The following is a 12,586-nucleotide window of genomic DNA, read 5'->3' as shown; positions in this document are numbered from 1 at the left end:
ATATGTCCGTCAACTTCAATACAGGTGAGTCATAATGTCGTTGTATCAGCGAGTTCACTATTTTACTGTTCAGACATGCAAACGTGTTTTCCGACACCCTGAGTACGGAATCGTGCGGTTTGATGACATGATTGCAAACGCAGATGAGTATGGTTTTGAAGTTGTGTATGTTGCCGGCATTTCGTTTGAAAATTTACCCCTTCATTATCGCCATTTCTTCATTCCGGAAAGCATGTTTTCAGCTACGGGGTTTCTTTGCGATTTCTGGTCCCGCAGTTATTCAAACAAGTATGTAAAGGAAATAACCGGGAAGCCGGATGTACTGATTATTGATCGGCGACTTGAAGTATGTCTGGATGCTGCATTTTTCGACTGGCTGGAAAGGGAAGATATTGCGTATCAATATCCCGCTGGGGGAGATAAAAAATTTTCCTCAACGGTAAGGCATCATCAGAGTTATCCGCATATTTTTGCTCATGGGGAAGGCGTTCCGGAACTGGTGGGCGGAGTGAGGGAGCCCTGGCCACTTTCGCTAGAAAGGCTGAATGCTCAAGACGAAAAACGGACCCGCCTTAGCGATAATCTGTCACCCGCGATCCGGGAGGCTATTGCGAGGTTATATCCGACAGGATATCGACCTGAATGGCCGCTAAGCCAGCCGATTCCTGATGATTTCCAGATAAACGAAACTTGTCTCTGCGTGGCATCCTCTAATGACGTCGCACTCAACTCTGCTGGCTGGCGTCCTGCCAGGCAAACGGCTTATGGTTTTGAATACGGATATGCGGTTAATAACATTGAGGTACCGGATGATGATCCTGTCTCCGTCGTCTGGCAGAAGGAAATGCTGATTGCGTTACGTTGCCTTGAGTCACAGTTTGACCGGCTGGCACGGGGACTAACCCGTCAATTTAAAGGTGATCATTATTCTGTCATTTTAAATCAGATTAAAAAGAATAAATACCGGACACTATTGCCCCTCAGCAGGGCTGAACAGGATGTACTCTTCGGACTGGTGGGACTGGATACGGGCGATCCAAAAGGGAATATTGTCTATGATCTGTCGAAAACTGGTGTAGCTGATACCGTTTCGTTATGGGAACATATTACTAATGGTGGCGATCAATACCAGTCTTTTGAAGTAAGGCCGAAATCGGGGATTGATGATCCGGCATACCGGTTATTTGCCGTTATCGGGCATTGTGCCAGGTATTATCTGATGTCTCATCGGACCAGTCGCTCCTGCCACGCACTGGATAATGGCCGTTGTATCAACTATGAGCCAAATCAGTCTCTGAATGTTCGCAGCATGGATTACAGAAAATTGCTGAATATGGCGCTGAAGGGAGAGTCGGAGAAAATGGTTTCTATATTAAATGAGTACCTTGAATACTGATTTTTTCATTTATTAGATATCGCGTGAGAGTAATGTGGCGTGGGAATAAAAACACGTTTCTGAGTGCAACCGAACGAGAAAAGAGGCTTTCTGACAGGAATATAACTATGGTGGAAAGGTATCAGATAATTAAGGTGTAATGGGTAATTTAACTTCTTACCTCACATAGAATTTTATTTTTATTTGTCTGTATTGAATATAAGTGGGATATACATTGATAGACGCTAACGAAGAGCAGGAAACTTATCGCGATTTCCGGACCCGTCTCCTGAAATATTGTAAGTTGAATACAACAAGTTGTGGTCATCAGGTTTTATTTGATGGAACTATACCTCCTCATCCTTACGGGAGACTTCGAAAGCTGATTATTGAATTTCGCGAGCAAGTTTCTTTTCGCTACCTGAGAAACCCTGATGAAATAGGGTGTGAGCATCATGTTCGACGTGCTTTGGGGATCCCGCTATCTACTTCTCTGTATCCAAAACGTTGGTCACTGCTAAGACATATCGCGCAAATATTTGTTCCGCTACGTTTCACTATGCGTCAGATGCACTCAATTTTGCTTCAGGTGCGCACTTATGAGGGGCGGGAATATATATTCAATAAATATTTTTCGCGGATGTTTCCTCTGGAATCAGTGAGATTCACCGCTGGCATTGATTTCGCCTTAAGGCGTTTAGACCTCCCTTCTACATGGGAAGAATTTCAGGCGCTACAGCGTCTCGATCCTGACTGGATAAAGGCGACTTATGATGTAGGGATTCGTAATGTCAGCGACATCGTACCCTATGGTCAATATGGTCACTTTAAGTTGAGGGGGTATTTTGCCCGGATACTCGTCAAAGAGAAAATTGTGACTACCCGGGAAGAGATTGAATGGCTAAATTACAAGGGGGACGATTATTGTCGATACTATATTGACGATGTGGAGATTTATCCTCGTGTAAAGAATGTAATTCAATTATTGCTCAGCAGCGGTATTGATAGGGAATATATTGCAGGTGTGTTTCGTTATCCGTTAACTTCCTTTAATCCACCTCAACTTATTACAAACCTGAGCATCATGCATAAAAATGGTCAGGTTGATATAAGCGCTTTATTTGATGAGGCTGGAGATATGTTCTGGCGCACCTCACCAGAAAATTGGTTCTTTGTTCTGAATATACTGGGTGCTGTATCAGCAACAGACGTTATGAAATTCAGAAGGTTACTCAATTCTCATCGTACGCTTTCTGTAGATTTTGCCGAAGAATTAAAAAAACTTGGCGCTGATATTAGTGGGTTGGCTCAATGCCAGTCGCTGATACTGACTGTTAGCGGTCAGGAAAATAGTCTAATTCCTGTAGAACAACTTTACATGCTTGCGGCAGAACCACATTTGATGAGTATTGAACAGATCTCGCTATGCGGTGATTATCTCTCTGAGCCAGAAAAATTATCGGACTTTCTGACCGTACTGACTAAATATGGATATGGGGCTGCCTCCGCCATACTTGCCTTCCAGGTTTGTTATAAAAACTCATCAGGTGACTTGCTGGATGTATGGTTAAGTATATTAGATGGTCGAGGAAAAGGTCAGGAGTTTGAAGTTATAGCCGATTGGGTGGCAAAGGCCCTGAGAGGGGGACATTCAGCAGGGTACATATATTTATTAGGTGTGGTTCCTGTTTCCGATTTTAAGCAATTACAGCAGATATCACCTGTTGTTACCCTCGGACCCAGTATGTTGACTTTTCTCGTTGAGAATTGTGGTTTATGCAGTGTTCAGGCGCTCAGAAACTGGTACTTCCATGCTCGTGGTATTCACGGGCTCGATCGTTGGTGGCGAATTGATGATGTCTATTATCTGCTGCTTGAAGATGCTTTTAATCGAAACAATTTCAGCTTCGTCAAGGGCAACCGACATTGTATTGTTGATGCTGTCACTACCCGCGTCAGAGGCGTTTTAGGGAGCCGGCCTTACCGCGCCGATGAAGAAATGAAGGCATCGTACGACAAAGCCTATGAGGCACAGTCTGCAAGTGAGTTACAGGCATTGCTTCCCGTTTTACCGCTGGTGCTTCAACAGACAGGCGGTATTCTCCTGAAGAGCGTTGTGGGTAGTGCATGGGATGCTCCTGAGATACTCAATGCTAAACTGACCGCGCTGACTCCCCTGATTAATGACTTACTTTGTGGTAAGGGGCCTTCATCACCCGTACTGGATGCGCTTGAGGTGGATGCAATAGCGCTATTGTACCGTTCTTCCACTGAATCGATTGGCATGAACTGGGCAAAACTAGTTGGATATGAGACTCACCTGGCAGGGATGAGACTTCGCAGCCATTATCCGATGGTGTGGCAGGGTTCAGTCCGTCAGTTGAAAAATTCGCTTGAACGAAAAAGCTTACTTGCGATGGCTGCAGCTGCGGCGTATAGCACGAAGTTCAGAAACGAGGGATATGGTGATATTTTTGTGGCATGTAAGCACCTGAAAGCAAGAAGATTATATCACGCCGCCAGTGACCCATGGGCTCTGGCGGCCCATCTGGGAGTGTTACTTTCAGCCGCGCAAGCCGATTCTGTAGTCGCTGAGTGGATTTCCAGAGATCTGGAGATTGTTGCTCATATGGCCGAAGAAGGGGAGCAAACGTTCGAACGGATTGAGCAACTGGAGAAGCTTTTTTACAGTACCCTGCCTGATGCCCTCAGTGAACATTCTGCCAGATTTCTCCGGCAATTCGACGACTCAGACGCTGCATTTCTTGCAGAGAGGCTTGCCGGAAATAGAGTATGTTCAGCGGGTGGTGGAGCAGAACAGTTGCTTGAAGGATTCCGGCTGGCTCAGGAGCTAGTTTTGACTGTATGTCAGCGCTGGATAATCAGAGAGAAAAGCAAATTCGTGCAGGATAAATCCGGGGAGCTTACAACAATGTTGTCTGCCTTTTTATCCAAACATCCTGCTGCCTTCTTTGCTAAACAGACAGTCGGTCTGTGTACGCGTAACAATACTCTAATGTGGGAAGAGCCCCGGCATGCCCATTTGGTAGTTTTTAACCAAAAGCAACGATGTGTGGCGGGTATGGCCCTAATCTACATTGAACCGATTAAGGTACTGCATTCAGATAAAAACTGCCTCATCATTCGGGCCATTAACCCAACTGACGAGATGCTGGCCACACACACGAGTTCGTCTATTGTTGATGCCTTTTTCGATGTGGCTATCCAGATTGCAAAAGATAACGCATTAGCGGCTGTGGCATTTCCATACCATAACGGTGTACACCTGCTATCGAATCATCCCGCCATCGAGAAGGATATTGATAAGCGCTATATTAAGCCTTCGGTAAGACAATTCTATGGACAACCTGATAATGAATATGTGGAATGGCGAATAAAACCACGTGTGATTGGTTCCACATTTTTTGCCTACGAACTGGGTGATGAAAAAGTCAGTGAGCTTTACGCTATTTGGTCCGGGGAAGTTAAAGAGGATAGCGCCAAGGGAGCACTTCTTCATAGGAATCATGTTGTTTCCGACCGCATTTCCGAAAAAGCATCTGAACGAAAATGAAGGTTATGAGCTGTTCGGTGGCGGCTAATCATCTGTTGTGAGCCTGCCATTCATTCTGTGTCATTGCCGTCGTATTGGGGGGAGTGCGTTCAGGCAATCACCGAATCCGATAACAAAACGATTAATTACCAGCCGTCAGTTTATGCATCTATGCGCGCTGCAGCCAACGTGGTGCCCGTATCCGCGCCTTTCGGGTTATCACTTGGCTTTTAGCGCTTACCCTGAATATCTCCTGTACTCTTCATTGCGTTACATGACGTAGTGTTGTTTTTATCGCCAACCTGGTGTATATTTAACCAGTGCTGTATACGACCCCAGTGTCAGAGTTTAATCCAGGACAGGAGAACTAATGACCACATGCTCTGAGCGTTTTTTAAGCTACGATGATATTTGTAAACGTCCTGCTTTTGATCCACATTATGAGATCAGCCCTGATAATTTTCATAAACTCATTGGTAAATATTCTTTTAAGGAAAGGCATATTTGTCAGGTACGTACAAATAAAGGTATTTGTCGTCAGAAACACAATAATGGTTGGCTGGGTGTTTCTCTGGAAGGTGTTGAAGCACTGATTGGTTGTGATTGTGCGGTAAACTATTTTTCAGCCCATGATGACTTCATCCGGGAAAAGAATCGTGTTAATGATGAACTTGACCGGAAAGAAGCACTTGAGAAAATGTCATTATTACTCGGAAAAAAACTGGAAACGGCGAGTTATATTGTGGACCTTGAAAAAACAGTCAAAAAGGTTGAAGGTAAACTAAGCGAAATTTATAATACCTTCCCCAATGAGGTTTTGCGTTTTCTCTATGATGCTCGGAGAACAAATAACTGGGATGTGTTTGTTGATGTGCAAAAATTCAAAACAGTTGAAGATGAAAATGGAGAAATATTCCCCCAGGAGAGCTGGATTAAAAGTAAACTGGGAAAAGTTAGTGCCATCTCTCCATCAATGGATTTAAAACGTCTTTTAGATAACGTGACAGATCTCAGGAAATTTTACAACTCATTCGCCACGGTCAGGCCTGATGATTTAGCTGATATAAAAACACCGAAACTTAAAAAACATGTTAAGCGACTTGGTCTGAAGGATGAATATGCACAGTTGATAGTGAAATATAATGAGGAAGTTAGCGCGTTTTTAAAAGAATCCAATATGGAACTTCTAATATATGTCTGTGATAGTAATAAAGAACAATTCTTAACTACGCAGGCGTTGATGAGATTGTCTGGTTTAAAAGCCACTCATAGTATCTACATTGATAAACGTTTGAAAAGTATTAAGGATAAAATGGAAAAATTATTCGGTGGCGATTACATACGGAAGAGTGTGCGCTAATTACTAAAAAAAGAATAACACGCTAAAGCTCAGCCCTTTATGGGCTGAGCTTTTATGCTGAGGTATTTGTACCTTCCAGCCTATCAATATAATCAGCGTACCACTGCATCATTTCACGGCGATTCTCAAGATATTGCGCGTGGTTGTAGGTTCCACGAATTGAGTTTTTATCCACATGAGCCAGTTGCATCTCGATCCAGGCTGTATTAAACCCCTGCTCATGCAAAATGGTACTCATGGTGTGGCGAAAGCCGTGGCCGGTAGCCCTGCCATCATAACCAATGCGTTTGATCACCATGTTGATACTGGCCTCACTCATCGGTTTGTTGATATTACAGCGCCCTGGAAATACCAGTTGGTACTGACCAGTGTAGGTACGGAGTTCCTGCAGGATCGCCAGAACCTGATTTGACAACGGTACCAGATGTTTGCGGCGTTTCTTCATACGACTTTCTGGGATCGTCCAGATCGCATTCTCTAGGTCAAACTCGAGCCATTCAGCTGCACGTAGCTCAATCGTACGGACCCCCGTCAGTAGCAACAGGCTGGTTGCCATACGTGTAATGCAACTGCCATGGTAACCGGCCAGGCTGGCAAGGAACGCCGGTAATTCAGAAGCCTGAAGGTGAGGGAAGTGTTCTGTCTTTGGTGCAGTCAGTGTACCGGTGAGTTCCGCTGCCGGATTAATCGTTGCACGTCCTGTTGCGATAGCATAACGGAAGATCTGATTGCAGTACTGCCTGACCTTACGTAGTTTTTCCAGCGAACCTCGCTTTTCAATCAGCCGTAAAACTTCCAGCATCTCCAGAGGCAGGATCTCCGCGACAGGACGTTTGCCTACATGCGGGAAGATATCCTTCTCCAGTGCTTCCAGAACGCTCTCAGCGTAGCTTTCCGACCATGAGATAGACTTGTGCTTATGCCACTCGATAGCGAGCGCCCTGAAGGTATTTACGACGGATATCTTTTTGGCCAGTTTTTCGAGCTGCTTTTTCTCACTCGGATCACCACCCTCAGCAATCACCTTTCTGGCTTCATCGCGTTTTACACGTGCATCAGCCAGAGAGATTTCAGGATAAACGCCTATAGATAACTTTTTCTCTTTACCGGCGATACGGTATTTCATCCGCCAGTATCGTTTTCCGGTGGTGGTCACCAGGAGAAAAAGGCCACGTTCGTCAGAGAGTTTATAGTCTTTCTCTTTAGGCTTAGCGGTCTCGACCTGCCGGGCTGTCAGTGCCATATGGGGGCCTCAAATTTCATTGAACAAGAAGAGCCCCCTGAAAAGCCCCCAGATGCAACTTGATTTAGAGAGAGTTGAGTTGAGGTCAGTGGAGTTCGAAATGTCAGAAAGTGATGTATGGCAGTGATTATACTTGAGTTTTGTGGAGTTTGGGAGACGTACATAGAAGTGAAAGTGGTGCCCGGACTCGGAATCGAACCAAGGACACGGGGATTTTCAATCCCCTGCTCTACCGACTGAGCTATCCGGGCAACGAGGCGCATTAAACCCGATTCGCTTCGCTTCGTCAACGAAATTTCTTCAAATCAATGCAGACTGCACAATCTATCACCACATTGCTGCTAATGCACGCATTCTCAGGCAAAAAATGCCGTCCAGGCGGCGGAAAGCGGCATTGCCAGCAGCAGGGCAGGAAGCATATTCACAACCGCAAACATTTTGATGCCACAAATACGCAAACCGGTTGCTAGCAGCAATAGACCGCCTACGGCGCTGAAATCGGCCATCATAGCTGGCGTCGTCAGGGGCAAAATCAGTGCTGCACAGGTGGCAAGCGTTAACTGGATTGCCAGCATCGGCATGCAAATGGCGGATACCGCGATTCCTAATGAACAGGCAAAAATGATGGCCGTGAAGAAATCCAAAAATGACTTGGCGATTAAAATATTCGGGTCGCCTGTCATCCCTTCATGTATCGCACCGAAGATCCCGGTACCGCTGGCGCAAAACAGCACAATGATAGCCACATAGCTTTGAATAAAGGATTCGTGCGTTACGTTGGCGTCCGAGCGGGTGAAAAGCTGCTGCGCTTTGGCTACCGCAGCATTGATCCCTTTTTCCAGATGACAAAACTCGCCAATTAACGCGCCGACGAGCGTTGCCAGAACCATCACCGGTAGATTGGCGCATTTGATAACCAGCAAGATACCAATCCCTAACGAGGCCAGCCCGAAAATAGAGGTCATGGAGACCCGAATACGTTCTGGTATATGCTGGCTGAGCAGCGCGCCGAGAATGCCACCAAATAAAATGGCGCTGGCATTAATAAAGGGTCCGATTACCACATTTGCTCCTGCTTACCCATCATCGTCTTGATACTAAAGGCAATTAGCTGGGTGAAATTATGTTTCAGATTGCATTATTATGCCGCAACTTTCAGACGAAATGCTTGCTTATCTGTAAGGTTTCGCACAGGATTTTATCTTGCGCCTGTAAGTGAAAGGTGCCATGATTGCGCGAATTTTATCCTGTCTGAATGGGGCTGCCTGGGATGATATTACTCCCCCTACATCGCCTTCAACATCGCCTTTTTGCGCGACGTTTGCCCCTTCCCGCGACTTATCTTTACGCTCCCACCATGCGGTGAGGGCAGCGCACGCTCACTGCAGGATAACAGTAAAATCAGAGGCTATCTGCTTTTACTGATGTCTGGCGGGCGGGGCTGGTAACCAGTTTGACCTGTCATTTCGTGGGCAAAGCCATGCGGCGTTGTCCGGGACTTTTGATTTTCCCGAAACGGGTTATTGCGCTTATGAAATCAATGAAAATTGCCGCCAGTAGTGAACTGGTTTCTCGTCTGTCCAGCCATCGTCAGGTGGTGTCGCTGGACAGTACTGATTTTACTGACGTTGCGGCAGTCGTCATTACCGTTGCGGACAGCCGCAGTGGGATCCTGGCTTTGCTGAAACGCACCGGTTTTCATCTACCTGTGTTTCTGTTCGCAGAGTCTGATGTTGATATGCCTGCGGGCGTTAATGCGGTAATTCGCGGTCAGGATCAGGACTGGCTGGAGCTGGAATCTGCGGCCTGTCAGTATGAGGAAGAGCTGCTGCCGCCGTTCTATGACACGCTTACCCAGTATGTCGAAATGGGGAACAGCACGTTTGCCTGCCCGGGACACCAACACGGTGAGTTTTTTAAGAAGCATCCTGCGGGCCGACATTTCTATGAGTTCTTTGGTGAGAATCTGTTTCGCGCGGATATGTGCAACGCTGACGTTAAGCTTGGCGATCTGTTGATTCATGAAGGATCAGCGAAACATGCGCAGAAATTTGCTGCGAAAGTTTTCCACGCGGATAAAACCTACTTTGTGCTGAATGGGACCTCTGCGGCCAATAAAGTGGTCACCAATGCGCTGCTGACGCGCGGCGATCTGGTGCTGTTTGACCGCAATAATCATAAATCGAACCACCACGGGGCGCTGATCCAGGCGGGTGCTACGCCGGTTTATCTGGAAGCGGCGCGTAATCCGTTTGGCTTTATTGGCGGCATTGATGAGCACTGCTTTGATGAGGAGTATCTGCGCCAGCAACTTCGAGAAGTTGCGCCGCAAAAGGCTGATCAACCGCGCCCGTTCCGTCTGGCGATCATTCAGTTGGGTACCTATGACGGTACGATCTACAACGCCCGGCAGGTGATCGACAAGATCGGTCACCTGTGCGATTACATCCTGTTTGATTCCGCATGGGTCGGTTACGAGCAATTTATCCCGATGATGGCCGATGGGGCGCCGCTGCTGCTAGAGCTCAATGCTAACGATCCGGGGATCTTTGTCACTCAGTCGGTACACAAACAGCAGGCCGGATTCTCGCAAACCTCGCAGATCCATAAAAAGGATAACCATATTCGCGGCCAGGCGCGGTTCTGCCCGCATAAGCGTCTGAACAATGCGTTTATGCTGCATGCTTCCACCAGCCCGTTTTACCCGCTGTTTGCGGCGCTGGACGTTAACGCCAAAATCCATGAAGGCGAGAGCGGCCGTCGGCTATGGGCGGAATGTGTGACGCTGGGGATCGAGGCCCGCAAAGCGATTATTACCCGCTGTAAGCTGCTTCAACCGTTTATTCCTCCGGTAGTAGATGGCAAACCGTGGGAAAGCTATCCGACACAGGTGATTGCCAGCGAGCGTCGCTTCTTTAGCTTCGAACCTGGTGCTAAATGGCATGGTTTTTCTGGATATGCACGCGACCAGTATTTTGTCGATCCCTGCAAACTGCTGTTAACCACTCCGGGCATTGATGCGCAAACCGGGCAATATACTGAGTTTGGTATTCCGGCGACGATTTTGGCGCATTATCTGCGTGAAAACGGTATCGTGCCGGAGAAATGCGACCTTAACTCGATTCTGTTCCTGCTGACCCCGGCAGAAAGCGCTGAGAAACTGGCGCAACTGGTCGCGATGCTGGCGCAGTTTGAGCAGCATATTGAAGACGATACGCCGCTGGCAAACGTGCTGCCCACCGTCTTCAACAAGTATCCGGTACGTTACCGGGATTACACGCTGCGTGAACTGTGTCAGGAGATGCACTCACTGTACGTCAGCTTTGATGTGAAAGATCTGCAAAAAGCGATGTTCCGTCAGGAGAGTTTGCCTGCCGTGGCGATGAACCCGCAGGATGCTAACAGCGCCTTTATCCGCGGTGATGTTGAACTGGTGCGTATTTGTGATGCCGCTGGTCGCATTGCGGCAGAAGGCGCGCTGCCTTATCCTCCGGGCGTACTGTGCATGGTACCGGGCGAAGTATGGGGCGGGGCGGTGCAACGTTACTTCCTGGCATTGGAAGAGGGCATAAACCTGCTGCCGGGCTTCTCGCCGGAGCTGCAAGGGGTTTACAGTGAAACGGATGCAGACGGTATTAAACGTCTGTATGGATATGTTCTGAAGTAAGCGTCATCTGACCAAATAGGGCCACCATCAGGTGACCCTATTTAATCAATAAAGATTAGTGCGTGATAGTCTGGGCGCCTGCCGGAACGCGTACGTGTTTGTATTTAAACAGCGCAACGAAGGCAAAAGCCAGAACCAGCGAGTAACCTGCGAAGATCAGCCACACGGTCTGCCAATCGGTAATACCGTTCAGCGTATAGTGTTCAACTACTTTACCGCTCACCAGACCGCCCAGAATACAACCGAAGCCGTTGGTCATCATCAGGAACATGCCTTGTGCGCTGGCGCGGATTTCAGGGCGAACTTCTTTCTCTACAAACACGGAGCCAGAGATGTTGAAGAAGTCGAAGGCGCAGCCGTAAACAATCATCGACAGAACCAGCAGCACGGTACCAAACGGTGTTGGATCGCCGTAGGCAAACAGGCCGAAGCGCAGCATCCACGCCACGATACTGATAAGCATCACGTTCTTAATACCGTAACGGCTTAAGAAGAACGGGATGGTCAGGATAAACAGCGTCTCGGAGATCTGCGAAATCGACATCATCACTGACGCGTGTTCAACGATGAAGCTGCCGGAGAACAGCGGATTGTTATCGAAGCTGTGCAGGAAGGTATTACCGAACATATTGGTAATTTGCAGCTCTGCGCCCAGCATCATAGAGAAGATGAAGAAAATCGCCATACGCTTGTTTTTAAATAGCGCGAAGGCATCCAGGCCCAACATGGAAGACCAGCTCTGGTTTTTCTGCTGATTGGCGACCGGGATATGCGGCAGCGTCAGGGTAAACAGCGCCAATACGACGGACAGCGTCGCGCCGATATACAGCTGCATATGGCTCAGTTCAAAGCCGGAGAAGCTTACCGCCCACATCGCCAGAATAAAGCCGATGGTGCCCCAGATACGGATTGGCGGGAAGTCTGTAACAATATCCATCCCGGCTGATTGCAGGCGATAGTAAGAGATGGTGTTGATTAACCCCAACGTTGGCATATAGGCCAGTGAGTTAAGCAAGATCACAAAGAACATGGCGCCTGGCGTGGTGACTTCGGCTGCGGCGAACAGCGTTGCTGCGCCGACCAGGTGACAAATGGTGTACACCCATTTCGCACTGATCCATTTGTCAGCCACGATCCCTAACAGCGTAGGCATAAACACGGCGGCGATCCCCAGCGAGCTGTACACCGCGCCAATGGATGCACCATCAAATTTAAGGGTGACAAACATATAGGAGCCGAGGGTAGTGAGCCAACTACCCCATAAGCAGAACTGCAGAAACGAGAGAACTTTCAGCTGCAGCTTAAGATTCATGTTAATTTCCTCACACCGTAATGCGGATGAATGTTTTAAAAGGCACATTTGCCGTGGCTATATGATGTGATTCTAT

The 12,586-nt window shown here is 47.6% G+C and carries 7 protein-coding genes and 1 tRNA gene; 4 read left to right on the top strand and 4 right to left on the bottom strand.

Annotated elements, in window-relative coordinates; all coding sequences use genetic code 11:
- Positions 1-34 precede the first annotated feature (34 nt).
- From B9P82_RS09130 to B9P82_RS09120, 3 genes are all read left to right on the top strand, one after another.
- On the top strand, positions 35-1,396 hold the full coding sequence (locus B9P82_RS09130) for a hypothetical protein (protein ID WP_101700221.1): 1,362 nt from the start codon (positions 35-37) through the stop codon (positions 1,394-1,396).
- A 202-nt stretch (positions 1,397-1,598) separates the two neighbouring features.
- A complete protein-coding gene (locus tag B9P82_RS09125; protein ID WP_143704265.1) occupies positions 1,599-4,949 on the top strand; it encodes a hypothetical protein in 3,351 nt (1,116 codons plus the stop codon).
- 349 nt (positions 4,950-5,298) lie between these two features.
- Positions 5,299-6,288: a hypothetical protein gene (locus B9P82_RS09120; protein ID WP_101700219.1), complete on the top strand. Its 990-nt coding sequence runs from the start codon at positions 5,299-5,301 to the stop codon at positions 6,286-6,288.
- 52 nt (positions 6,289-6,340) lie between these two features.
- On the opposite strand, the gene B9P82_RS09115 is transcribed toward B9P82_RS09120, so the two are convergent.
- The 3 genes from B9P82_RS09115 to B9P82_RS09105 all read right to left on the bottom strand — a co-directional run bounded on the left by B9P82_RS09115 (position 6,341) and on the right by B9P82_RS09105 (position 8,595).
- Positions 6,341-7,531, bottom strand: a complete 1,191-nt coding sequence (locus B9P82_RS09115) for a tyrosine-type recombinase/integrase (protein ID WP_101700218.1) — start codon at positions 7,529-7,531, stop codon at positions 6,341-6,343.
- Positions 7,532-7,706: 175 nt separating this feature from the next.
- Positions 7,707-7,782: transfer RNA gene (locus B9P82_RS09110), tRNA-Phe, on the bottom strand.
- A gap of 105 nt (positions 7,783-7,887) precedes the next feature.
- The gene (locus B9P82_RS09105) at positions 7,888-8,595 is read right to left on the bottom strand and encodes a DUF554 domain-containing protein (protein WP_047357842.1); all 708 of its coding nucleotides are present in this window, start codon (positions 8,593-8,595) and stop codon (positions 7,888-7,890) included.
- Between the two features lie 467 nt (positions 8,596-9,062).
- Here B9P82_RS09105 and B9P82_RS09095 point away from each other — a divergent pair, with 467 nt between their 5' ends.
- Positions 9,063-11,198 (top strand): ornithine decarboxylase, encoded by a 2,136-nt coding sequence (locus tag B9P82_RS09095; protein ID WP_101700294.1) that lies wholly within the window; start codon positions 9,063-9,065, stop codon positions 11,196-11,198.
- A 55-nt stretch (positions 11,199-11,253) separates the two neighbouring features.
- On the opposite strand, the gene B9P82_RS09090 is transcribed toward B9P82_RS09095, so the two are convergent.
- Entirely contained in the window at positions 11,254-12,510 is a 1,257-nt protein-coding gene (locus B9P82_RS09090) for a nucleoside permease (protein ID WP_101700217.1), read from the bottom strand.
- Between the last annotated feature and the right edge of the window lie 76 nt (positions 12,511-12,586).

The organism is Citrobacter sp. L55 (assembly GCF_002850715.1).
GTDB classification, from domain to species: Bacteria; Pseudomonadota; Gammaproteobacteria; order Enterobacterales; family Enterobacteriaceae; genus Citrobacter; species Citrobacter braakii.
The sequence above is the reverse complement of the archived record's forward strand: the minus strand, read 5'-3'. Positions and strand labels throughout refer to the sequence as shown.